The organism is Psychrobacter cibarius, from assembly GCA_030686115.1.
Classification (GTDB): Bacteria; Pseudomonadota; Gammaproteobacteria; order Pseudomonadales; family Moraxellaceae; genus Psychrobacter; species Psychrobacter cibarius_C.
On the sequence record CP131612.1, the window covers coordinates 445,856 to 470,943 of the forward strand.

The 25,088-nt window shown below is 43.9% G+C and carries 23 protein-coding genes; 17 read left to right on the forward strand and 6 right to left on the reverse strand.

The window, feature by feature from the left end:
- Positions 1-432: 432 nt before the first annotated feature.
- The 3 genes from glyA (at position 433) to Q6344_01895 (ending at position 3,219) form a co-directional block, all read left to right on the forward strand.
- A complete protein-coding gene (gene glyA / locus Q6344_01885; GenBank protein ID WLG14132.1) occupies positions 433-1,689 on the forward strand; it encodes a serine hydroxymethyltransferase in 1,257 nt (418 codons plus the stop codon).
- Positions 1,690-1,779: 90 nt separating this feature from the next.
- Positions 1,780-2,520 (forward strand): type 1 glutamine amidotransferase, encoded by a 741-nt coding sequence (locus Q6344_01890; GenBank protein WLG14133.1) that lies wholly within the window; start codon positions 1,780-1,782, stop codon positions 2,518-2,520.
- Between the two features lie 243 nt (positions 2,521-2,763).
- Entirely contained in the window at positions 2,764-3,219 is a 456-nt protein-coding gene (locus Q6344_01895; GenBank protein ID WLG14134.1) for a hypothetical protein, read from the forward strand.
- Positions 3,220-3,344: 125 nt separating this feature from the next.
- Here Q6344_01895 and Q6344_01900 read toward each other — a convergent pair whose 3' ends face one another.
- The 5 genes from Q6344_01900 to Q6344_01920 all read right to left on the reverse strand — a co-directional run bounded on the left by Q6344_01900 (position 3,345) and on the right by Q6344_01920 (position 7,723).
- On the reverse strand, positions 3,345-3,593 hold the full coding sequence (locus tag Q6344_01900) for a DUF2164 domain-containing protein (protein ID WLG14135.1): 249 nt from the start codon (positions 3,591-3,593) through the stop codon (positions 3,345-3,347).
- Positions 3,594-3,735: 142 nt separating this feature from the next.
- Positions 3,736-5,010: a sodium/glutamate symporter gene (gltS, locus tag Q6344_01905; protein WLG14136.1), complete on the reverse strand. Its 1,275-nt coding sequence runs from the start codon at positions 5,008-5,010 to the stop codon at positions 3,736-3,738.
- Positions 5,011-5,099: 89 nt separating this feature from the next.
- On the reverse strand, positions 5,100-5,468 hold the full coding sequence (locus Q6344_01910; GenBank protein WLG14137.1) for a barstar family protein: 369 nt from the start codon (positions 5,466-5,468) through the stop codon (positions 5,100-5,102).
- Position 5,469: 1 nt separating this feature from the next.
- Complete coding sequence (locus tag Q6344_01915; protein WLG14138.1) at positions 5,470-6,240, reverse strand: ribonuclease domain-containing protein; 771 nt, start codon at positions 6,238-6,240, stop codon at positions 5,470-5,472.
- Positions 6,241-6,421: 181 nt separating this feature from the next.
- Positions 6,422-7,723, reverse strand: coding sequence for a glutamate-5-semialdehyde dehydrogenase (locus tag Q6344_01920; protein ID WLG14139.1), 1,302 nt, complete (start codon positions 7,721-7,723; stop codon positions 6,422-6,424).
- Positions 7,724-8,172: 449 nt separating this feature from the next.
- Between Q6344_01920 and Q6344_01925 the strand changes: the two genes are divergently transcribed.
- The 10 genes from Q6344_01925 (at position 8,173) to Q6344_01970 (ending at position 19,981) form a co-directional block, all read left to right on the forward strand.
- On the forward strand, positions 8,173-8,496 hold the full coding sequence (locus Q6344_01925) for a hypothetical protein (GenBank protein ID WLG14140.1): 324 nt from the start codon (positions 8,173-8,175) through the stop codon (positions 8,494-8,496).
- Positions 8,497-8,901: 405 nt separating this feature from the next.
- Positions 8,902-9,699, forward strand: a complete 798-nt coding sequence (locus Q6344_01930) for an ATP-binding cassette domain-containing protein (protein ID WLG14141.1) — start codon at positions 8,902-8,904, stop codon at positions 9,697-9,699.
- A gap of 311 nt (positions 9,700-10,010) precedes the next feature.
- A complete protein-coding gene (locus Q6344_01935; GenBank protein WLG14142.1) occupies positions 10,011-10,811 on the forward strand; it encodes a transporter substrate-binding domain-containing protein in 801 nt (266 codons plus the stop codon).
- Between the two features lie 32 nt (positions 10,812-10,843).
- Entirely contained in the window at positions 10,844-11,770 is a 927-nt protein-coding gene (locus tag Q6344_01940; protein ID WLG14143.1) for a transporter substrate-binding domain-containing protein, read from the forward strand.
- A gap of 132 nt (positions 11,771-11,902) precedes the next feature.
- Entirely contained in the window at positions 11,903-12,784 is an 882-nt protein-coding gene (locus Q6344_01945; GenBank protein ID WLG15112.1) for an ABC transporter substrate-binding protein, read from the forward strand.
- Positions 12,785-13,414: 630 nt separating this feature from the next.
- Positions 13,415-14,149: an ABC transporter permease gene (locus tag Q6344_01950; GenBank protein WLG14144.1), complete on the forward strand. Its 735-nt coding sequence runs from the start codon at positions 13,415-13,417 to the stop codon at positions 14,147-14,149.
- Positions 14,150-14,161: 12 nt separating this feature from the next.
- A complete protein-coding gene (locus Q6344_01955) occupies positions 14,162-14,887 on the forward strand; it encodes an ABC transporter permease (protein ID WLG14145.1) in 726 nt (241 codons plus the stop codon).
- A gap of 272 nt (positions 14,888-15,159) precedes the next feature.
- Positions 15,160-15,804 carry a fumarylacetoacetate hydrolase family protein gene (locus Q6344_01960; protein WLG15113.1) on the forward strand — a complete coding sequence of 215 codons (645 nt, stop codon included), beginning with the start codon at positions 15,160-15,162 and terminating at the stop codon, positions 15,802-15,804.
- 252 nt (positions 15,805-16,056) lie between these two features.
- Positions 16,057-18,261 carry a PhoX family phosphatase gene (locus Q6344_01965; protein WLG14146.1) on the forward strand — a complete coding sequence of 735 codons (2,205 nt, stop codon included), beginning with the start codon at positions 16,057-16,059 and terminating at the stop codon, positions 18,259-18,261.
- Positions 18,262-18,511: 250 nt separating this feature from the next.
- Positions 18,512-19,981, forward strand: coding sequence for a hypothetical protein (locus Q6344_01970; protein ID WLG14147.1), 1,470 nt, complete (start codon positions 18,512-18,514; stop codon positions 19,979-19,981).
- A gap of 116 nt (positions 19,982-20,097) precedes the next feature.
- On the opposite strand, the gene Q6344_01975 is transcribed toward Q6344_01970, so the two are convergent.
- Positions 20,098-21,078 carry an Hsp33 family molecular chaperone HslO gene (locus Q6344_01975; protein WLG14148.1) on the reverse strand — a complete coding sequence of 327 codons (981 nt, stop codon included), beginning with the start codon at positions 21,076-21,078 and terminating at the stop codon, positions 20,098-20,100.
- A 324-nt stretch (positions 21,079-21,402) separates the two neighbouring features.
- Between Q6344_01975 and Q6344_01980 the strand changes: the two genes are divergently transcribed.
- The 4 genes from Q6344_01980 (at position 21,403) to Q6344_01995 (ending at position 24,814) form a co-directional block, all read left to right on the forward strand.
- On the forward strand, positions 21,403-22,389 hold the full coding sequence (locus Q6344_01980) for a glutamate/aspartate ABC transporter substrate-binding protein (GenBank protein ID WLG14149.1): 987 nt from the start codon (positions 21,403-21,405) through the stop codon (positions 22,387-22,389).
- 96 nt (positions 22,390-22,485) lie between these two features.
- Positions 22,486-23,232 (forward strand): amino acid ABC transporter permease, encoded by a 747-nt coding sequence (locus Q6344_01985; protein WLG14150.1) that lies wholly within the window; start codon positions 22,486-22,488, stop codon positions 23,230-23,232.
- Entirely contained in the window at positions 23,229-23,900 is a 672-nt protein-coding gene (locus Q6344_01990; protein WLG14151.1) for an ABC transporter permease subunit, read from the forward strand. Before Q6344_01985 ends, Q6344_01990 begins: the two co-directional genes overlap by 4 nt.
- Positions 23,901-24,082: 182 nt before the next feature.
- Positions 24,083-24,814 (forward strand): amino acid ABC transporter ATP-binding protein, encoded by a 732-nt coding sequence (locus Q6344_01995; protein WLG15114.1) that lies wholly within the window; start codon positions 24,083-24,085, stop codon positions 24,812-24,814.
- Positions 24,815-25,088: the final 274 nt, after the last annotated feature.

A 25,088-nucleotide genomic window follows, 5' to 3' on the forward strand; every position in this document is an offset into this window, starting at 1 on the left:
ATAAATATCGCTACTACTCTGCTGACCAACAACAGGCTAGGAGCAATATGATAGCGGTAAACCATTTATTTTATTGGCTATTTATCTGTGTTATATCACCATTTAATTCACTCAGCTTACAGTGAGGTTTTTTTGCGCTCACCGTACAAATTTTCATGTTACACTTAATGTTTAGCGATGATTTTGATGCCAACGCGTATCGAGTTTATTGCCGAATTGGACAAGTTAATGACAGGCCTATTGCCTCTGCTTACTCCTACTTATCTTTGCTAATAGACTCAATTCACAATAATGGTCATACCATAAAACTGAGCGTAAAAGTACCGCTGGTACTTTGAGCGACGTTGACACAGTAATTGTTTTATTGTGGGCAGCCTATAAGCTTCTTTTCAACGACATTTTTCAATGACAGTCACTACCTAGGACATCACTATGTTTAAAGATATTTCTATCAAAGATTTTGATCCAGTACTTGCAGAAGCGATGGCTGCAGAAAGCGTTCGTCAAGAAAACCATATCGAATTGATTGCGTCTGAAAACTACTGCTCGCAAGCAGTGATGGAAGCGCAAGGCACAGATCTAACCAACAAATACGCTGAAGGCTATCCTGGTAAGCGTTATTATGGTGGTTGTGAGCATGTAGACGTTGTAGAGCAATTGGCGATTGATCGTGCAAAAGAGTTGTTCGGTGCTGAGTACGTCAACGTCCAGCCACATTCTGGTAGCCAAGCAAACTCTGCCGTATTTTTAGCGTTACTTGAAGCAAATGACACCGTACTAGGCATGAGCTTAGACGCAGGTGGTCACTTGACTCACGGCGCACACATTAACTTTTCAGGTCTGAACTACAATGCCGTACAGTACGGCTTGGTCGAAGGCACTGGTCTTATCGATTATGATCAAGTTGAAAGTTTGGCAAAAGAGCATAAGCCTAAAATGATTATTGCTGGTTTTTCAGCGTATTCACAGGTAGTCGATTGGGCACGTTTCCGTGAAATCGCTGATGAAGTTGGCGCTTATTTGCTAGTAGATATGGCGCACGTTGCTGGTCTAGTTGCTGGTGGTGTTTATCCAAACCCAGTACCTTTCGCTGATGTGGTTACAACGACTACGCACAAAACCCTACGTGGTCCACGTTCAGGCATGATTTTGGCGCGTGATGAAGTACTTGCTAAAAAGCTCAATTCTGCCGTATTCCCAGGTAACCAAGGTGGCCCGTTGATGCATGTCATCGCGGCAAAAGCGGTTTGCTTTAAAGAAGCGTTAGAAGATAACTTTTCTACTTATCAGCAGCAAGTGGTTAAAAATGCTAAAGCGATGGCAAAAGTGGTTCAAGACCGCGGCTATGAAATCATCTCTGGCGGTACTGAAAACCATCTCATGCTGATCAGCCTAGTTAAGCAAGAAATGACGGGTAAAGAAGCGGACAAATGGCTTGGCGATGCGCATATTACTGTGAATAAAAACGCCGTACCAAATGATCCAAAATCTCCGTTCGTGACGTCTGGCATCCGTATCGGCACGCCAGCAATCACTACTCGTGGCTTCAACGAAGCGCAAGCGGGTGATTTGGCAGGTTGGATTTGTGATGTATTAGATAGCCGCGGTGATGAAGCCGTCGCTACTGAAGTACGCGGTAAAGTAGAAGCGATCTGCAAAGAGTTACCAGTTTACGAAAAAAATCAGTAAGTCTTAACTGACTCTTTTTGGGAGCTGTATAACAAAAACCGCTTAGCTTTTGCTAGGCGGTTTTTATTTTTTTAATAAAAGGATAATTTGATGATGCTACGAATTCATGCTCTTTACCATGTTGATTTTGAAGAGCTCAGCCATATCAAGCAGTGGGCAGATAATCGAGGCCATAGTATTACGGTCACACGTTTTTATAAAAATGAACCATTACCCGCGCAAGACAGTTTTGATTGGTTAGTCGTTATGGGTGGACCAATGAGCATTCATGATGAAAGTGACTTTCAGTGGCTAGCTGATGAAAAATCTTTCATTCAGCAAAGTATTAATGACGGAAAAACCGTGATTGGTGTTTGTTTGGGTGCACAACTGATTGCAGATAGCTTGGGGGCGAAAGTTGCGCCATCAGGCATAAAAGAGGTTGGCTGGCTGCCCATTCAATTGACCGAACAGGGGCTTGCGCATCCGCTGCTAGCAGATTTGCCAAAGAATGAATTCACTGTATTTCATTGGCATGGCGATGGTTTTGAGTGTCCCAAAGGCGCGATGCCAATTGCAACGTCACATACTTGGGCCAATCAAGGTTTTGTTTATCAAACATCAAAGCATAAAGAATTAGGTACGTGGGTGCTTGGTTGGCAATGTCATTTTGAAGTGACTAACAAGAGTATGGTAGATATGGTGTCACATGGACAGACGTATATACAAGAAGCGATGATTGATCATCCTGACTCTGTGCAAGCGGCTGATGAGATCCTAGCACTAGGGGACACGTATATTGCAGATAACAATGCATGGCTCTCGACCATGCTAGATAAACTAGCTAGATAATTCAGTGAAACGCGATTAATAATCTGTAGCAGGTGAAAATTCAGTATAAAGAAAAGCGCTAAAATGACAGATGAGCAAATCAGTCAAGACTGTGGGTTTTACTTATCTTACTTACATAATAATACTCGCTATTGATTACTTAACCTGCGACCTATCTTTTATACAATCTCATTGAACTGAAGAAAGAACCATTTAGCTTCTGCTAGGTGGTTTTTATTTTTAATAACAGATAAGGGGAGTACGATGCCTATTTCTACATCTATGTCATTTTGTTTTTGTAGTGTTCGTGAGGAAAATTTAGCAAGTATGCTAAATGGTAGTATTACACTTGATGAGCTAAGAGAAAATCGTGACAACCAATACTTGGATGTGAAACAAGCATCTTTTGAACACTATACGGAAGAATTGATTGAGCTGTTGGGAGAGGGACATTACGCCTTGTGCGATCTGTTATTTTTGGCAGACAACACGCCTCTGCATGAGCAGCATGACAGGCTATTATATGATGTGGCCGTCGTGCCTAAGATTGTCAAAGCGTTTGCCGCGACAGACTTAAAAAAATTGGTACACGACATCGGTTACCACGAAGCAGAGAGCCAAGAAGGTTTGAATACGTTTCTTGAGAATTTAAATCATGTTCATAAGTTATTTGAGTTTGCAGAAGAGAACAAGCTCAATGTGGTTAGGTTTACGCTTTAATATATAAAAATTTGCGTTAAGTATTTGTTACTTGAAGTACTTTAAAACTTGAGCGTCTTAGTTTGATGTGAAAAACCGCTTAGCTGAATGGCTAGGCGGTTTTTATGTGTCGTAGAAAATAGTAGCTAATCTTTCTTCAACGCATGACTGTCTTCTAATATGCCCATAAATCTCTCATATAACCAAGGCTCAGCATCATCGATGGCTTGGTTATATATTTTAGAGCCGATCAAGTCCACCATAAAATCGAATAAGAACTTGGCAGGCAAATTACCGATATCCAAATCAAACTCTTCGCTCATATAATCTCTCAAATTATCTAACAGCGCTTCTTCCTCTTCCTTCGATAATTTGATAAGTTTGTCTTTACTCATATCATTCTCTCAATACTAGGTAATGATCTAGCTTAGTTCAATCATACCTTTATAGGAAGGTTGAATAACCAATAAAAAAGGCTGGGTTACGATAGCGTAGCCCAGCCTTATTCAGGTTAATTCGACTTTATTGCTTATCAAATTACATAAACGGCAGTTTAGTAAATATCTGCAAGATCGTCGCGTTGACGATATCGACAAAGAATGCACCAACCATTGGCACAATCAAAAACGCCTTAGGCGAAGGCAGATAGCGATCCGTGACTGCCTGCATATTGGCAATCGCCGTAGGCGTCGCACCCATACCGAAACCACAATGTCCAGCTGACAAGACCGCTGCATCATAGTCTTTACCCATCACCTTAAAGGTTATGAAATAGACATAAACGACCATAATGACAGTCTGTACCAGTAAGATAATCAACACAGGGCCTGCCAAATCAGTCAGCTGCCATAGCTTTAATGACAGCAGCGCCATGGCTAAGAACAGACTCAAAGAAGCGTTACCAAATACGTCGATAGAGCGATCAAACATATCAAAATTAAAGATAGTGGTTAAGACATTACGAATAATCACACCACCTGCCAACGCCCAAACGAAGGTAGGTAGCTCAAACCACGTGCCTTGGGCAACAAGCGTCATGACATCGGCGAAAGCCAACGCTGCGGCAAACAATGCCAATGTCTCAATAGTAGAAGAGGCCGTGATAAAGCGCATGCTATCAGGTCTTTCGAAAATTTCTTTATTACTACTCGCTGAATCTTCATCATGTTTGGTGCTATAAAGCGACTGCGCACCAGCGACTTTTTCGATGTCACTAGGATTGGGATTGGCGGGTGTTGGTTTTAACCCCAGCTTTTGAATCAGACGACGGGCAACAGGACCACCAATGATACCACCAGCGACTAAGCCATAGGTGGCAACGGCGATACCAAGTGTCGTTGCACCGACCACACCGTAATCTTGCTCCAAGGTGATACCCCAAGCGCCTGCCGTACCGTGACCACCAGTCAGGGCGATAGAACCTGTCACTAATCCAAGTAGTGGATCAAGTCCCAACGCGCTTGCCATGGCCACACCAACGACATCTTGCAAGACGATAAAAACGGACACAACGATGGTAAAAATCAACAATGGCGTACCACCGGCTTTGAGTCTACTAAAATCAGCACTCAAACCAATAGAGGCAAAAAACATCAGCATGGTAGCCGTCTGTAATCCTTGATGAAAGTTAAAACTATATCCCCAAATGATATTTAGAATATAGACCACTATTGCCGCGACCAAACCACCAGCAACAGGCTCTGGAATGTTAAAATCTTCTAAGAATTTAATTTTCTTGACCAAAAAGCGCCCAAGCAGCAGCACTAGAGTGGCTAGTATCAGCGTGTAATAGCCGTTTAGGGTAATTTCCATATATTAATCCTTTCTATAAAAATAAATTAACCTGAATTCGGGATAAATATGGTTTTATCTCGAATTCAGGTTTGTGTGGTGATTGGCGACTAGGCATCATCCACGGACGGCATAATAACCCATAATTGCGGCTTGCCAAAATCTCTGTAGGCATCTTCAATGATGCTTTTGAAAACATTAAAATCTTCGGTGTTTATTTTTTTCACCGCTGTTAGATCCAGCATCAGGTGAGTCACTTCGCTGTCCTTTAAACAGTCCCATGCGCTATCCCAGTTATGTGAAAAATAGCTGGGAAAATCACAGGCATTGGCTAAGTTTGTTAATAATGTGGTTTTATTAAGTATCTCGTCTACCGGTATGTTAACAGTCTGAGCGGGCATGCTAGCATTTAGTGCTGTAGTTTTTTGGTTAATATCTTGGTCAAAACCCAGATTAATATAGTGGATGGCTTTACTCATATTATTTTACGTCCAGTCTGCGAAAGCTATCATAGTGATCAACGGTTAAGTAATATACGGTCGGCGGATGACCACCTGTGACGATACGCCGTGCACCGCGATGTGACACGCCAGGGGTCGGCACGGTATATTCGCGGTAGTAGCCTTGCGACTGCGTGGGCAATCTGCCCTCACGATTATAAAATGTCGTGCCATCTTTATGAGGATAAGGAAAAGGCCCGCCTCGTTGAATAAGGACAATGGTATTGTCTATCTGAGCATCGCCCGTGACGCCGCTTATCTTTGCTGGCTGTGCCTCTGATGAGGTTTGTGATACCGTCGTTGGGTCAATACTATCGGTCAAAAACCCAGACGACAAATCACCAAAAAAGTAAACAGCGACGGTAATAAGAGCAATCAAACTAAATAGGGTAGAGCCTAAGCTTCTCTTGTTTTGGTTGCCACGCTGACTATGGCGATTGTCACGGGTAGTGTGTCGCGAGTTTTTGTTATTATCAGTAGAGTTGTTTCGGCTGTTAGTATTTGAATGGTGATTGGTTATATTTGAGTCTGGAGTGGCTAAAATACTCAATTCGTTGGAAGTGACTTCAGTGGCTCGTAGTTGGTTTTTATCATTACGCTCACTATTAAAATAGACGCTTTGACCGATGGTTATCGGCTGTGATAATCGCACTTTACTCACATGAAAAAACACGTCTTCACTTTGGTTGTCTACATCGATAAAGCCATAGCCTTTATCTGAATTCCAGTGCTTGATTTTACCACTCTGCATAAGCCCACTTTCCTATCGCCTGTTTTGTTATCGTGCCGCATGACTTCTATCATATACATAGTTTTAATACCGCATATATAACATATTTGACACTACTAAAAAACGCCAGCAATTGAGCTGGCGTTTTTTTGTGGATTATACGTTAAATGAGAGAGTGGATGATAGGCTAAGCGATAAGACGTTAGGCGCGAGTCTCACCATGACCATACACGATCCATTTTTGTGAGGTGAGACCTTCAAGTCCTACTGGACCACGAGCATGGATTTTATCGGTCGAGATGCCAATCTCGGCACCCAATCCATACTCAAAGCCATCGGCAAAACGGCTAGAGGCGTTAATCATGACGCTCGCCGAGTCGACTTCACGGATGAAGCGTTGCGACTTGGTATAGTTGTCGGTAATGATAACGTCGGTATGATGGCTGCCATGAGTGTTGATATGTTCAATGGCTTCGTCAATACCTGACAAAACTTTTACCGCTAAGATAGGCGCTAAATATTCGGTATCCCAATCCTCAGCAGTGGCCGCAGACAAATGTCCAGCAAGCTTAGCATTATCATTTAAGATGGCTTGCGACTTATCATCAAGGCGCAATTGCATCGCATCATCAGCGGCGATGATGGCTTCGGCAATCTTTGGCAATAGCTCACCCGCGACTGATTCGTCGATCAATAGCGTCTCCATGGTATTACACGTACCGTAGCGATGGGTTTTTGCATTGACGCTGACCTTGATGGCGATTTCGGCATCCGCATCACTATCGATAAAGGTGTGGCAGTTGCCATCTAAATGCTTGATGACAGGAACGCGAGCATCGCGGCTGATACGCTCAATCAATCCTTTGCCACCGCGTGGGACGATGACATCGACATAATCAGTCATGGTAATCAGCTCGCCGACAGCAGCGCGATCGGTCGTTTGTAATACTTGCACACTGTGCTCAGACAGCCCGACTTTCTGTAGTCCTTCCAAGATACATTTGGCGATTGCTTGATTGGATTCAAACGCTTCAGAGCCGCCGCGCAAGATAATAGCGTTGCCTGATTTTAGCGCCAATGAAGCCGCTTCTAAGGTCACGTTAGGGCGTGACTCATAAATCATACCGACCACGCCGAGCGGCACCCGCATTTTCCCCAAATGAATCCCTGATGGCTGATAGGTCATGTCAGTGACTTCGCCGATAGGGTCTGGTAATGAGGCGACGTCTTTTAACCCTTGGAGCATGCCGTCAAAGCGGGCATCATTTAGCTCTAAGCGATCCAGTAAGGCTGCCTCTAAATCGTTGCTTTGTCCATTATGCATATCGATTTTATTGGCGGCCAAGATATCTGATTTGGCCTCTTTTAACACATCATGAATCGCCATTAATGCTGAGTTTTTGTCACCAGTGTTTGCCGCAGCCAGCACACGCGAAGCAGCTCGTGCCTGTTTGCCAACAGCTTGCATATAGGCAGTAACGTCTGTGGTATTCGATTGACTCATAAATTATTTTCCTTATGTTATAAATGTTTTAAGAAAATGAAAGCGCCCAAAAAGGCGAAAATGTGGCAAAAAGATGATTTTGATACCTGTCAGGTATTATGCTATTTAACATAGAGGAGATTGAGGCGATAGTAAAGATGATTTTGTGAACAGTGCCTGCTTTACATAGCGTTTATGAGCATGGTCGTCGCGTCATTTTACTGACTTTACCATTACTGAGTCCTTGCCACTTCATGATACAAACATCATTTCAGAGAAAGCAAAAACGCAAACTTTCGGTTACGTGGTTTTAACAGAACTGCGTTGTAACTACTAAGGTAGCTAGCATTAATCATACGTATAGTAGAGCTTAACGGTGCATCAAAAAGCAATTAAAGGGCAGACATTCATGTACGAATGGTTGCTCGTCAAATACAATTCAATAAATGAAATAATGATGGAGAATAAAAATGGCTATTAGAAATGACACTATCGACAACACCACGCGTAAAAGCTTGCTGACAGTTGGTTTGGTTGCCGCGGCATTGACATTGGGCGCTTGCGGTAAGAAAGAAGAAGCGCCTATGGAAACTGCTCCAGCCGTTGATGCACAAACAGCAGTAGAGGATGAAGCTACTGGTGTTGCGACAGCAGGCGATGGCGATGATATTGCAGTTGCTAGCGCCGATGATGGCATGGCAGTGGGTAGTAATGATGATGTGGCGGTGGCAACAGCAGATGACGCCGAAGTGCTGGACGGCACTGAGAGCGAAGAACATGTCTCAACGTATTAAATCGCTACTTTGATTAACTGGTTATCATTAGTTGATGATATAAGCGAATAAAACTAGATAATCAGATAAAACTACGCCCAGTACACGAAAGTGATAAAATAAGGCTCAGCGCTGTAAATACAGTCTGGGCTTTTTTGTGTTAGCTATTTAGTGGCTTATTAATATTTATTTACCACTGATTGTGCATTGATTCAGCGTTGATTGAGCATCTGGTTCAATACAGGATTTGCCTTTTTGCTGTGTAATAAGAGACAATGTGACATTTTTTCTATTTGTGTCACGAATCATTGCCTTATCACGATAATGCTATGATTGATGCTGATACTATTTATGCTGCCTATGCCGCTATTTTTTATTTATTTTTATTCGTGTTTTCACTCATATTTATTGGAAGTCTGCTGAACCATGCTTGATATTGCAAAAGATCCGACTAGGCCTATCGCCTTAGATTTACAAGACGTCCATAAAAGCTATGGCTCATTGGCAGTGCTAAAAGGGGTGTCCCTTACCGCATATGACGGTGATGTCATCTCTATTTTGGGCTCATCAGGCTCAGGTAAATCTACCTTGCTGCGCTGCATTAATTTGCTCGAAAAGCCCAATCAAGGTCGTATTATTATCGGTAATGATGAGCTGATGCTCAAGCCTGCCAAGTCAGGTGAGCTGCAAGCGGTCGATATCAAGCAATTGGAAAACTTGCGCGCGCGCGTGGGTTTTGTCTTCCAAAACTTTAACTTGTGGCCGCACAAAACGATTTTGCAAAACATCATCGAAGGACCAACGCAGGTTTTAAAGATTAAAAAAGATCAAGCCATTAGCGATGCTGAAAAGCTGCTTGATAAAGTCGGTTTGCTTGATAAAAAAGACGCGTATCCAGCGAATTTATCTGGCGGTCAGCGTCAGCGTGTCGCTATTGCCCGTGCGCTTGCCATGCAGCCACAGGTGCTACTATTCGATGAGCCAACCTCAGCCTTAGATCCTGAGCTGGTCAATGAAGTGCTCGCTGTCATGCGTGAGTTGGCAGAAGAGGGGCGCACTATGCTTATCGTCACCCATGAGATGCGTTTTGCGAGAGAAGTATCAAGCAAAGTGGTGTTCTTGCATCAAGGCGTGATTGAAGAGATGGGCACGCCCGAGCAAGTTTTTGATAATCCTACCTCTGAGCGTGTCAAAGACTTTATGGCGTCGCATCGTCAGAACTAGCCTCGTATTTAGTATCCGTTTTATATGCAAAAATGGGGTGGTAATATTCTTACCACCCTATCGTCATTTTATTTTAAGCATAAAATTACTGCTTAGTAAGCAGCGTTGACCGTTTATTACTCGTTAATAACAGTCGGTATGTAAAACGTTTGTTTTTGATATTTTACTCAGGTATTATCAAAAGGTTTACAGGTGGTCGATAATGACGGCTGCTTGTGTATTCTGCTATCTATATTGCTTGTCTGGCAGGGACGTCAGAGAACAAAATATCAGAACCCTACATTAAAAACCCATCAGAATTTAAGGAATGTATGATGTCGAATTCTCGCCTATTGTGGTCATCGATGACCGTTACCGCCGCATTGATGCTGAGCGCCTGTAGTCAACCGGCTAATGAAACTACTGATAGCAACACTGACGCCACTGCAGCAGAAACGGCTGGCAAGACCATTCGTATCGCGACCGAAGGTGCTTACCCTCCTTTTAACTACACCAATGCTGATGGCAGCTTGGCAGGCTACGATATTGACGTTGCCAATGCCTTGTGTAAACAGATGCAAGCCAAATGTGAAATCGTCGCTCAAGATTGGGATGGTATTATTCCGGGTCTTTTAGCACAAAAGTATGATGCAGTGATTGCGGGTATGTCTATTACACCTGAGCGTCAAGAAAAAGTCGACTTTACCGAGCCTTACTTTGCCAATACGATGGTTTGGCTGACCGATACCAAAGGCAGTTTTGATCCTATGGCGATCAAAAACTTGACACTTGGTGGTCAACGTTCAACCACGCCTGGCGCTTATTTACAAGATAACTATGAAGGCAAAGACGGCAATACTGTGCAGTTGTATGACAATTATGACAATGCTTATCTGGATCTAAAGTCTGGTCGTAGCGATGCGGTATTGGCGGAAAAAGTCTCTGCCAAATCATGGTTGGCAGACAACCCTGAAGGCTTTGGTATCGTTGGTGACGAAATTGACAATGACGACAATATTGCCATTGCTGTTCGTAAAGGTGACGCACTCAGAGACGACTTTAATAAAGCACTCAGCGAAATCCGTAGTAACGGTGAGCTGGCCCGTCTTGAGCAAGCGAACTTTGGTCAATAATCTTCTGATTGAAAAATGAAGGAATAGCAAACATGACAATATCAATGACATCATCATTAAAAACTAAGGCGCTTTGGCTTGCGCCATTAAGTGCCGCGATGCTTATGCTGGCTGGTTGTAATAATAGCGCCACGCCAGAAGATGGTGCGGCAGCTGACACCACAGCCGATGCACCTATGAACATAAAAATTGCCACCGAATCAAGCTATAAGCCGTTCAGTTATACCGATGCTGATGGCAAGTTAATTGGTTATGAGATTGAGCTGGTCGATGCTCTGTGTGCACAAATGAAAGCGAAATGTGAAGTCATCTCACAAGATTGGGATGGTCTCATTCCTGGTCTAAATGCCCAAAAATTCGATGCAATTATCGCAGGTATGTCGATCACGCCTGAGCGTAAAGAAGTGGTTGAATTCACTGATCCGTACTTTCACACCGGCATTATCTTGATTGGTAAAAAAGGTGATGATATTCGCGTCGATGCCTTAAAAGGTCAGCCCATTGCCTCACAGCGCTCAACCGTCGCTTCACAGTACTTGCAGGATGAACATGCAGATGCTGATATCAAGCTTTATGATACCCAAGACAATGCGTATCTGGATCTGACTTCAGGTCGCGTACGGGCAATGATGTCCGATAAAGTCACTGGCATCGATTGGCTCAAAACGGATGCTGGTAAAGACTATGAAGTGAAAGGACAAGAAATCAGCACCGACGAAGATGCCATGGGTATCGCGCTTCGTAAAGGCGATCCATTGGTCGCTAAATTCAATAAAGCGTTGGCTGAATTAAAAGAAAACGGTACTTATGATCAAATCACAGGCAGCTATTTTGGCACCAGCTCTACCGCTGCTGCGCAAAAAGCCGTGGCAACCACCGACGTAAAAGAAGTGATGGTGGTTGAAGGTGATGATGCTGTTGAAGTGAAAGAAGAATCAGCTGAAGCGGCGACTAACTAATATCATAGCTCATCTCTGTGCTCGGCTGATATGGCTGTCACGTATGGCGATATTCACTCATAGAGATGAGTGTTATTTTACTCACAAACCCCAAGGATGATCATGAATAACCATTTTGACCAACACCGTGCAATCGCGAACGCATCCGTTATCAATGGCATCAAGGCGCGACGTTTTTCAGCGCCCTTGCTTGCGATGGCGGCGCTTTTAACCTTAGCAGGGTGTAGCAATGGTCAAAATGATGTAAATGATGATGTCAGCCCAGACGCCGCTGAGACCGCAGCGACGGGTGATGTGTTACGTATTGGTACCGAAGGCGCTTATGCTCCCTTTAATTATACCAATGCGGACGGGACCCTTGGTGGTTTTGATGTTGATATTGCCAACGCTATCTGTGCCGATATGAAGGTAACATGTGAAATCACGGCGCAAGATTGGGACGGTATCATCCCGGGTCTAAAAGCGGGTAAGTACGATGCGATTGTGGCCGCCATGTCGGTGACGCCTGAGCGTGAGCAACAAGTCAGTTTTACAGAGCCGTACTTTAGCAATACCTTGGTGTTTTTGGCCAAAAAAGACAGCAGCTTCGATCCTAGCAATAGCGATGATATCAATGCGCATTCTATTGCCGCTCAGCGCTCGACCATTTCTTCGCAGTGGTTAGAAAAGGTTTATCCAAATGCTGATATGAAGCTTTATGACACACTAAGTAATGCGTTTTTGGATTTGGGTTCGAATCGTGTCGATGCGATGGTGTCTGATAAGCTGCCAGCGCTAGAATGGCTTGGCTCCACCTCAGGCAGTCAGTATGCGCTCAAAGGTCAAGAGATTGACATCAATGATAATTTTGCCATCGCGGTGCGTCCAGGTGATGCATTGCAAGCAAAAATTAATAAGTCATTGGTCAATATTAAAGCGGATGGCACTTACGATAAAATCAATCAAAAATATTTTGCGATTCCAGCGTCAAGCTCAACGGTCAATACTGAGCCGACAGAAAAACCTGCTGAATAAGTCTTAAAATACATTTAGCACTGTTGCATCGTAATCGTGAGAATGGTGATTTTTACTAGGGCGTGTCCTCATTTTAAAAATGGTGATAAAAATCAGGTAAATTGCAGTCAAACAAGGAAAATAGTGCAGATAATATCGAGATATTACCTAGCTATTTGACGATGTTTGGCAAGATTTAACCATTTTTAGCTCATTTAGATTGCTATCAATTGAATTGAGGACACGCCCTAGGTTAATTTGAATTCCATTTCATAGGAAGGGTATTGCTTCAATAGCGATATCCTTTTTTTGTTTTTTATAAAAAATAGTTTGGTCTTGTGATATTGACTGTTCGGTTTGTAAAAATATGACTAATCTAATGTGATTTTAAGAAGATAAGCGTCTATTTAAGCACTGCTTTTACGTGTGAGTATTAACATAGCTGGCAGCGAATATGATAAAATCAGCGCTCATTTCTACTGTGTCAATTTCCGCCGCAATAATCGTATTGATTTGACGTCGATCTATGACGCAAAGCACCAAGGTCTATTTGGTATAAAATACGCTTATCAGCAGCGCTCAGCGATTGATGCTGATTCTTTTAACTCATATTTTGCAAATTGCTAATATAAAGAGACTGAGTGGATAATTGTGTTTGATTTACAAGGATTTGGCGCGCTACTACTGAGCGGCGCTACCGTCACCATCAAGCTTGCCATGACCAGTTTAGTCATCGGCATGGCTTTAGGGCTGCTCGGTGCCACAGCTAAGCTGTCCAATGTATGGCTGCTGCGTAAAATTGCGACTGTATATACGGCGACAATGCGCGGTATTCCAGAGTTGCTATTGGTACTGTTTATCTATTACGGTGGCTCTATGCTGCTGATGACGATTCTCAAAAAATTCGGCTATAACGAATATGTTGAGATCAGTGCCTTTTGGGGTGGCGTGATGGCGTTGTCTATCGCGTTTGGCGCTTATGCGACTGAAATTTTTCGCATGTCGATCCAAGAGATTCCGATAGGGCAAAAGGAGGCGGCGCAAGCGATTGGTATGCGTCCTTTTCAGACGTTTTATCGCATTACTTTGCCACAAGTTTGGCAGATTGCGTTGCCAGGATTGGGCAATTTGTTTTTGGTGTTGCTCAAAGATACTGCATTGGTATCGGTCGTGGGTCTCAAAGACATCATGTATCAGGCATCACGTGCCGCTCAATCAACGCAGCAGCCATTTACTTTTTATATGGCAGCGGCGATTATTTATCTGGGTTTAACCATGTTGATTACTGGTTTTATGATGTGGCTCGAATGGCGCGCCAATCCAGCGGCACGCTACGCTAAAAAGCTGAGCCGTCAGTCAACCCACCGTCAATCGACCATAGGATAGAGGAGAGATACTATGGATTGGAATTGGCAGGTCATTTTTGATAGTATTCCTGATTTATTAAACGGGGCAGTATTGACCGTACAGCTGGTGGTTATCTCAGGTATTATCGGTCTATTTTTTGGTTTGGTGTTAGCCCAGTTGCGCTTGTCAAAAAATTGGCTGGTACAGATACTACCATTTTCTTATATCTTCTTCTTCCGTGGCACGCCGCTGCTGGTACAGATATTTTTGATTTATTATGGTCTAGGACAGTTTGAGGCGATACGGAATTCGTTCTTATGGGAACCTGTGCTCAGTCAAGCGTATTGGTGTGCCATCATTGCCTTTACTATGAATACCAGTGCTTATTTGGCAGAAATCATTCGCGGTGCGATTCAGACCATTCCTGTTGGTGAGCTCGAAGCAGCTGACGCTATCGGTATGTCGAAATGGCAGAAGCTTACGCGTATTACCTTACCCCGTGCCTTTGGTATTGTCATTCCAGCTTATAGCAATGAAGTGATCTTTATGCTAAAAGGCAGTGCGCTTGCGTCGACCATCGCTTTGATGGATATTACGGGTGTCGCTCGAACCATTAGTGCGCGAACTTATACCTTGATGGAGCTGTTCTTTGCTGCTGGTATTATTTACCTTCTATTATCATGGGTGATTCTATTTAGCTTTAGGTTGTTTGAAAAAAGAATGAATCGCCACACAAGCTATGTACCACCTGATGTAATGACCAATACCATACCTTAATGGTTTGGCTCAAAATAATGCTAAAAAATCAATGAAATAGCGGGTTAATATCTTAATATTAACCCGCTATTATTTTGTTTAACTGCCATTTATCTCATTTTTATGACTATTTTTAAAATGAAGATAAGCCCTAGAAAAATAACGACAGATAGTGCAGTATGTATGACCAACCTATCAATAATCTGCTGTGAGTGTCTAGTATGAGCCAATCACCCCATATGTCTTTAATCAATGCGATTGCTGCCAGTGTCAATGATGACACGAGCATCGCAATGGTTAACGATAGCGTACGTGCATCCATCGGCAAGGTGGTCTGTGTCGGCCGTAACTATGCGGAACACGCCCGCGAGCTTGGCAATGAGATACCAAAATCACCCATCTTATTTATGAAACCAGCATCGTCAGTGGTCAGTGTGCGTCATGATATCGTCCGTCCCAATCCAGCGATATATGGTGAGACCCATTATGAAGCTGAGCTGTGTGTACAATTAGCAGCAGACTTATCGGCAGCCACGCTTGAACAAGCACAGCAAGCGATTGGTGGCGTGACCTTGGGGCTGGATTTGACCTTACGTGACTTGCAAAGTAAGCTCAAAGAAAAAGGTCATCCATGGGAGCGTGCTAAGTGTTTCGATGGTGCCTGTGTGCTTGCTGATTGGATTGATCCGCAAGCGTTTGGTGATTTTAGCCATGTCGAATATCAGCTTTATATCAATAATGAGCTGAAGCAAGATGGTGATAGTGCCTTGATGCTATTTCCAGTTTATGAATTACTGGCAGAGATTAGCCATGCCTTTAGCTTACAAGCAGGTGATGTGATTATGACTGGAACGCCGAGCGGCGTTGGCATATTACAAGCAGGCGATGCGTTAAAATTGAAGCTCGGTGCCCATGAATGGCAGGCTAAGGTTCAATAGATTTCTGTAGCAGTACTATTTTATCAGTCGTCAAATGCAGCGACGCCATCATAAAATCCCAAGTTAACGCTTGGGATTTTTTCGTTTTATGAGGTGCTCACAAAGTGCTGTCATGAGACTGTCATCTATGTTTCAACGTTCTGTCATAAACTCTCGGTAGACTTAGGCGTAATTCGTATTTTTGTGGTGATAATTGTAAAGCCGCGATCAACTCTTTTCTGCTAATCCAGCCTAACAGCAAGGTGACTGATAATGACATTATTGAATAATAAACAACCACTTGCCCATGAAATCGTTGAAGATTCTAATCCGACCGACAATATCGATTTTCAAACCATTATTAGTCGTCGTTTAAACCGTCGTAGTATCCTCAAAGGTGGCACAGGATTGACAGCAGCCGCGTTTTTTGGGGCGCTCCCTTTGGTTGGTTGTAGTGACGATGATGACAGTAGCAGCCCTATCGTAGAGAATGGTAATGATGCAGCTATTCCGGCTCAAGGCGATCTCAAACGTCCTGAAACCCTAAAATTTAAGGCCGTAGCGCATTCAACTGCCGAGACGATGAGCGTAGCAGCAGGCTATAAAGCCGAGATGATATTACCACTGGGTACGCCGCTGATATCTGGTATCGATGATTGGAAAGACAATCGAGAGCAGTCGGCCGAGTCCTTTGAATGGCGTATGGGTGACAACCATGATGGTATGTGGTTTTTTGGTAAAAAGGGAGGTGCATATGATGCCAAAGCGGCAGAGAATGGGCTACTGGTGATGAATCATGAATATGTAAACAGTAGTGAGCTGAGTCCGTTTGGCTATCATGTGATCCAAGATAACAACGCCGCGCCCATCTTTCAAAATCGTCGCCTCGCGAGCGATGTGCGCCGAGAAGTCAATTGCCATGGGGTAGCAGTGGTCGAGATGAAACGCCGCGCTGATGGCATGGGCTATGAGATGGTGGCTGATTCGAAATATAATCGCCGTCTCACGAGTAGTAGTACGGCGCAGTTGACAGGGCCCGTTGCTGGCTCTGATTTGGTCAAGACTAAGTTTGATCCGACAGGTTTTCAGACGCGCGGCATCAATAATAATTGCGGTGCAGGTTTGTCACCTTGGGGTACCTATCTGACCACCGAAGAGAACTTTTTAGGGGTATTCGCCCGTGGGCAAGATGCTAGCCAATTAAGTGATGAGCAAAACTATGGTCGCGAGCGCTACGGTGCAACAGAGGATTTCCCAGGCTGGGAGTATCTGTGGCACACACCTGAAGCCAAAGATGCCAAGATAGCCGATGAGTTTTCGCGTTGGGATATGACCGCCGTCGGTACCAGTGCTGCTGACGATTATCGTAATGGCTTTAATACCTTTGGCTATATCGCCGAAATTGACCCTTTTGACCAAAACTCTATGCCGCAAAAACGTACGGCACTGGGACGTTTTGCCCATGAAAACTGTGCTTATGCGCCCGTTGAACAAGGCAAACCGGTGGTTTTTTATATGGGCGATGATGCTCGCGGCGAATATATTTATAAGTTTGTCTCCAAAGCCACATGGTCAAATAGTGATATCGGTGGTGGCTTAAAAGCAGGCGATAAGTATTTGAATGACGGTACGCTCTATGTTGCTATCTTTAATGAAGATGGCAGCGGTGAGTGGAAAGCACTCGTCCATAGTCGAAACGGACTGGATGCCTCCAATACGGTATTGCCTTTTAATGGGCAAGATGAGGTGTTGGTTTTTGCTCGTGCCGCAGCAGATGTGGTCGGCGCCACCAAAATGGATCGACCAGAGTGGGTGTCGGTTAGCCCTATGACTGGTGAGGTGTACGTCACATTGACCAATAATAAATATCGCGGCGTACGCGAAGACCAACCTGTGTCAGCCTCTAATCCGCGTAGCTATCAAGCAGGTGAAAAAGCGGCAGGTAATGACAACGGTCATATCATTCGCTGGGCAGAAGCAGGTGGCGATCATGCGGCCATGAGTTTTGAGTGGGACATTTATTTGTTTGCCACGCCTTATGATCTGGCCGCAGAAAATTTGTCACAGTTAAATGATAGCAATGATTTGTCTTCTCCCGATGGTTTGTACTTCGATCCGCGTGGCGTATTATGGATTCAGACCGATGACGGCGCTTATACCGATACCAGCAGCTGTATGTTACTGGCGGCGCTGCCGGGTAAAGTCAGTGATGGGACAGCCATAACGACCTCAGCGGGACAACAAACACGAGTTGGGATGCCTGCTAGTAATGACAATATCAAACGATTTTTTGTCGGTCCTGAAGGCTGTGAAGTCACAGGTATTACCATGGCTCCTGACTTTAAAACCTTATTTATCAATATTCAGCATCCGGGTAATACTTGGGGTGCTATTGCTGGAGGCAGTACGCCGCGCTCAGCGACCGTAATGATTACGCGTGAAGATGGCGACGTCATACTGGCAGAGTCGTTTGTCTAGTTAGACATTTGCATGAGTAATGATGTGTCTTTCTCAACACATAAATCCTAAGTCATGGCTTGGGATTTTGTATTTTGGAGGATAGGTATTAAGGGATAGGTATTAAGGGATAGGTATTAAGGGATAGGTATTAAGGGATAGCGCCTTTCTTTGACAATAAAAATACTTGATAGTTAAATCATTCTCTTCTGTTTATGACAATTACAGGATAGTATGGAAAATCCTTTCAACTGCTTGATATGTTAACACTATGCCCAGTCCAAAACCTTTAGAAACCATTCATGATTTATTTGCCACCACTCGGCGTCCAACTGCTGTTGAGTCGGATACTGGTGAAGGTTTTCAGGGCGATGTCTATGAAGAGTTGGCGAAACTCGAATATATCTATGTCGATGAGCTGAGCGCCGAGACGGTGGACAACAGTTATAGCAAACCGCATCAGCCTATTACGTTGGTTGATTTTTTTGAAGGCTTGGCTCAGTTGGCAACGATGGGCGTGGTAGAAGTCACTGATATTGTAGAGGCTATCCATCGTGAGATTCTGCTGCGTCCTTTAGGGCGGTTTAATAAAGGCAATATTGAGCACTGGCAGCGCGGTATCACGGGGCGGATTTATGGCACGGTGCGTTATACGATGCAATTGGTGGGCAATAATCTTGCCTCAGGGCTGCGTCTTTATAACACTGTTTCCAAACCCAAAAAAATACAACCTTTACCCAAAAACTTACGTCGCTTGGTCAATATTCTAAATGGCGTCATGGGCGATCACCTTATTACTCATCACAATCCATTGGCAGTATCGATGGTGTTATACGATGAATACAATCGTGTACAAAGTGGCGCGCTGTCCGGGCGTATTATTATTTTATGCCATGGGCTTTGTATGAGTCATTTGAGCTGGCAGGTATCTGGAGAAGGAAATTTGGGTGAAGCGTTGGTCAATCACTTGCCAAAAGCGACGGTTCTGTATTTAAACTATAATACGGGTCGGCGTATTTCTAGCAACGGACGTAGCTTTGCAAAAGTCTTGCAAGATTTGGTTGAGAGTAATCCCGACGTCACTCAAATAGATTTAATCGGTCATAGTATGGGTGGATTATTGAGCCGTAGTGCGCTATTTTATGGTAAAGAGCAAGGCTTTAGCTGGGTCAAACGCGTGGGCAATCTTGTCACCTTAGGCTCACCGCATCATGGCGCAAGCTTGGAGCAGATTGGACATTTTGTTCAAGATAAAATCGCTAAGCTACCTTTTGCAGGATCATTGGCTAAATTGGGCGACTTGCGTAGCGCCGGTATTATAGATTTACGTTACGGCAGTATTCGCGATGCTGATTGGAAGTCTACCGAAGGGCGCAGCGTGCTGCCAGCAGAGTTTCGTCATCCCACGCGTTTGCCCCTGCATGTGAATACCTATTTAGTGGCGGCAGCTTTGATTGAAACTCATTATGAATCTAAGACCACAAGTTTGCTTGGGGACGGGTTGGTCTCAGTAGAATCAGCGCTCGGCGAATATACCGAAGAGCATACGCTAGCAGTACCAGAGGGACATAAGGCGATTTTTTATGGAGTCAATCACATGAATTTAATCTACAGCGATAGAGTACATGAGCAAGTTATTGCTTGGTTGTTGGATAATAGGCTAGGCGATGCCCATGATGCAAAGTATGGGCTTGATAGTCGTATCTATTCTTATCCAGAAGTGGATGAAGTAGCCAATTAAGCGTGCTCGAAACCAGTTATATCGTCAGTCATAAATTTCAAGCCATGACATTAAAAACCCCCAAGCATGATACTTGAGGGTTTTTTTATTACTAAGCGAGCTGCACTAAATCCTAATTACTCAGAAAATATCGTGGTCACATCGTCTTTATTAAATTTATACATCTCGCCACAAAATCCGCAATCCATCTCAAAGTTACCGCCTTGCTCATCAATGATGTCTAAGACTTCTGCTTCACCGATTTGCTCAATGGCCATCTCACATTTCTCACGTGAGCAGGTGCAACCAAATGATAAGGCAACAGGGTCGGGCGCGACGACATTTTCTTCATGATACAAGCGATAAAGGATTTCGTTGGCATCAAGCGTGGTCAACTCTTCAGCTTTCACTGTCCGTGTCAAAACGCTCAGACGTGTCCATAAGTCATCGTCGATACCCGCATCTTGGTTTTGCTCGACTTCATAGGTTTCTTCAGCAGTACGAGGAAGCATCTGTACCAACATTCCACCCGCTTGCAGACCATCAGACGCCAAATTAATCAAGGTTGGAATCTGCGCCGATTGCTTTTGGTAGTGCGCTAAGCAGTCTGCCAAATTGTCATGGCTGCGCTCGACGATGCCTTGATAGGCTTCGCCGCCTTCAGGCTGAATGTTAATAAACAACACGCCTTGACCCATCGCACCCAATTCAGCAAATGCCTCTTTGGCATGAGTCATATTTTTCCAAGCCTGTACTTGCTCATCAGTCTCACCCTTCCAGCTAGCAAGGGCACGGATGATACCGTCTTGATTGCATTCTGCCATTGCCCAGTTTAGCAAGCTATCGCTGTCTGATGATTGCAATTGAATGGACAGATGACCATTGATTTTGACTGTGCCGATAAGCAAACTCGCTGCTGTCAGCATCTCACCCAATAAGCGCTTGATCGCTTCAGGATAAGGCTTTTGGGCTATCGTACTGGCATAGCTGCGTGATAGGCGCACCACATCACCGCGCACTGGCGAATCTTCAATAAAGAAACGTTGACGTACGTCATTGTCACTATGGTTGCCAGCGTTCTGGCTGTCCGTATTAGGGACTTGAGTATCTTGTGTCATAGGTCATTTATAGTGTTAAGAAGTTGTTAGCTTTATGGGGATTCATCGTGATTTATCAATTGCCCGTTAGATATTGTTTAACAGATTAAAGGCGTTTATTGGATAGTTATGGTGATACTAAACCCGATATCCTTGAAAAATAAGCCTCATTAAAAAAATTTTACCCACACCCGCTAATTTGTTGTACAGTAACATTAAGTTGCATTGTGATAAATAACAGCAACAACAACCGCATGGATGCGTGGCAGTAAGGTAAATGAATAAGACCTGTGTCGTCCAAGCACTCATTTAATCTTGTGATAATGTGATAAAAGGATGTATCTCATGAGCTATCTATCTTCTAGATCTTTCTCTAAACCTTTAACTCTCGCTGCTTTTATGGCGCTAGGTCTTGCAGGGTGTAATAACAGTAGCCAAACCAGCAATGATGCGCCAGCAGATGATGCAACAGCGACAGAAACCACTACCAACGGTACTCTACAAAAAATCAAAGACTCGGGTACTATCGTGGTCGGTCACCGTGACTCTTCTATTCCATTTTCTTATATCGCTGACGACCCAAATCAGCCGATTGGTTATGCGCACGATTTAGAGATGAAAGTCGTCGAAGCAGTTAAGCAAAAGCTAAACATGCCAGACCTCAACGTCCGTTATAACCTTATCACCTCACAAACCCGTATTCCCTTGGTACAAAACGGCACGGTCGACTTTGAATGTGGTTCGACCACCAACAACGAAGAGCGTCAAAAACAAGTGGCATTCTCCAACGGTTTCTTTGAAATCGGTACGCGTCTATTGACCAAAAAAGACTCAGGTATTCAAGATTTCGAAGACCTAAAAGGTAAGACCTTAGTCACCACCGCAGGCACAACTTCAGAGCGTTATATTCGTCAGTATAATGATGACAACAAAATGGACATGAATATCATCTCAGCAAAAGACCACGGCGAAGGCTTCCTTATGCTAGAAAATGGTCGCGCTGATGCCTTTATGATGGATGATGTACTACTTGCTGGCGAAAAAGCCAAAGCAAAAAATCCTGATGAATGGGTCATCGTCGGCACGCCGCAATCGTTTGAGATTTATGGCTGTATGATGCGTAAGGATGATCCTGAGTTCAAAGTAGTGGTCGATGAAGCGTTAGCGAATGTCTTTAAATCAGGGGAAATCAACAGCATTTATGACAAGTGGTTCTTAAACCCAATCCCACCAAAGAACGTCAATCTAAACTTTGAGATGTCTGACAACTTAAAAGCCTTGATTGCCAGTCCGCATGACAGCGCTCAGCCGAAAGTTGCGACGGCACAGTAATTATTGTCCTGCAACATAGCTTGCTTACGTGTTCAGACTGATGTTGATATCAATCTGAACACGTAGGATTTTCAGTCGCTGCTCGGAGAGACAACCATGAATTATAGCTGGAACTGGGGTGTGCTCTTTGAGCAGACTGGTATCGGTAATGAGCTTTATATCCATTGGATGATTACTGGTCTTGGCTGGCTACTATTGATTGGTAGTATCGCATGGGCCATTGCTATGGTCGTAGGTACTATCTTTGGCATCATGCGTACTTTGCCTAATAAGACCGCTCGTGCCATTGGCACCGCTTATGTGACATTTTTTCGTAATATTCCACTGCTTGTCCAATTGTTCTTTTGGTTTTATATTGCACCTGGCTGGCTCACGCCCACGATACAAGAGTGGTGGTATAAGGATTTATCGCCCAACACTTCAGCCATGCTCTCAGCGAGTATCGGTCTTGGCTTATTTACCGCCGCTCGTATCGTTGAACAGGTGCGTACAGGTATTGAGTCGTTGCCCGAAGGTCAAATCAATGCTGCTTATGCACTAGGCTTTAGTATTCCACAAGTTTATAAAGAAGTACTGCTACCGCAGGCTTTTCGTATTATTTTACCACCGCTCAGCTCTGAGCTGACCAACTGCTTCAAAAACGCCTCCGTCGCCTCATTAGTGGGGGTAATGGAGCTGATTAGTCAAACCAAAACCATCAGCGAATACACCCAAAACAGCATCGAGATTTATACCTATGCGACGATTATTTATTTAGTATTTAACTTATCGTTGATTGCTATTATGGGGTTAATTGAGCGCAAACTGCGTGTACCTGGGCTCATTGCAGGAGGTCAGAAATGAACATGATGACCGAATTGGCAACAGCCTATCCTGGTTTGATGGGCGGCATGATTACCACCTTAAAAGTGCTGTTTTTGGCGATTATTGGTGGTATTAGCTTAGGAACGGTATTGGCGTTGATGCGCTTGTCTGGTATCAAAGCGCTTGAGATTCCAGCAAAGCTATACGTCAATTATTTTCGTTCTGTACCGCTACTACTGGTGCTACTGTGGTTTTACTTTGCCGTACCGATGATTTATTTTTGGATAGCGGGTAAGTACTTACAACTTGATGCTGCTTTTGCCTCTTGTGTGGTTGCATTTATGATGTTTGAAGCCGCTTACTTTTCAGAGGTGGTGCGTGCTGGTATTCAGTCAATTGGTAGTGGGCAGGTCAATGCCGCCAAAGCGCTGGGTATGACTTATGGGCAGACCATGCGTCTGGTTATTTTGCCACAAGCCTTTCGCAAAATGCTGCCGCTAATCTTGCAGCAGTGTATTATTTTATTCCAAGATACGACGTTGGTTTTCGCTATTGGTTTGACAGACTTTTTCCGTGCCGCCTATGTACGCGGTGAGCTGATGGGTTTGCTGACGCCTTACATTTTGGGTGCTGGTGCGGTGTATTTTATCATCAGTGTCAGTGCCTCCGTGGGTGTACAACAATTGCAAAAGCGTTTGCGATTTTGATAGATATTTATCTTGGCTTGCACTTTTTGAGTGTTGAGGCTTTGGTTGAGTAGTTGATCTAACTTTTCTTAAATGACGATTATTAAAAACAATGTGGTTAGGAGCCAGTGATGAGCAAAGCTGATACATACTTAAATGCCTTTGGCGGACTGGTCACCAATAATGGTCATGCTAGTGATGAGATGGTCATTCAAATGTCCGATGTCAGCAAATGGTATGGGGATTTTCAAGTATTGAGTGATTGTACGGCGCATGTACATAAAGGTGATGTCGTCGTCGTGTGCGGGCCATCAGGTAGTGGTAAATCAACCTTGATTAAAACGGTCAATGGACTGGAGCCTTTTCAAGAAGGTGGGATCATGGTAAATGGTATCTCAGTTGGTGCGGCAAAAACCAATCTGCCGAAATTACGCAGCCGTGTCGGCATGGTCTTTCAGCATTTTGAGCTATTTCCGCATTTGACTATCATTGATAATTTGACGGTCGCTCAAATTAAAGTATTGGGTCGTAAAGAGAGCGAGGCCAAACAAAAAGCCATGGCATATTTAGATCGCGTCGGACTAACGGTGCAGGCCGCGAAATATCCCGCGGAGCTATCGGGTGGTCAGCAGCAGCGTGTTGCGATTGCACGAGCGCTAGCAATGGATCCTGTAGCGATGCTCTTTGATGAGCCGACCTCTGCTCTTGACCCTGAGATGATTCAAGAAGTACTTGATGTTATGGTCGAGTTGACTCGCGATGGCATGACCATGATGTGTGTGACCCATGAAATGGGCTTTGCCAGTCAGGTAGCCAATCGTATTATCTTTATGGACGAAGGTCATATTGTCGAGAACTGTAGTAAAGATGAGTTTTTTGAAGGGGCAAAAAGTGATCGCGCGCAACTTTTCTTATCGAAGATTTTGAATCATTAAAATCTCTATTTCATTATTTGAATTGTTTATAAATAGCATCTCTAAAAAGCACCTACTAATAGGCGCTTTTTTTGTGCCCGCAGAATATTAGTAGATTTATATATTCAAGGATATTATTGGTATAAGTAAATGATATAGTTGGTTTAATATAATGTGGGTACAAAAAGGGCAACTGACAGTATTATAAATAGTAGACTGAATAAGCCTGACAACGTATTTCATTTAGATAGGATCAACGATAGTGACAGGTTAGCTGTCTTTATCGTTTTTTAAG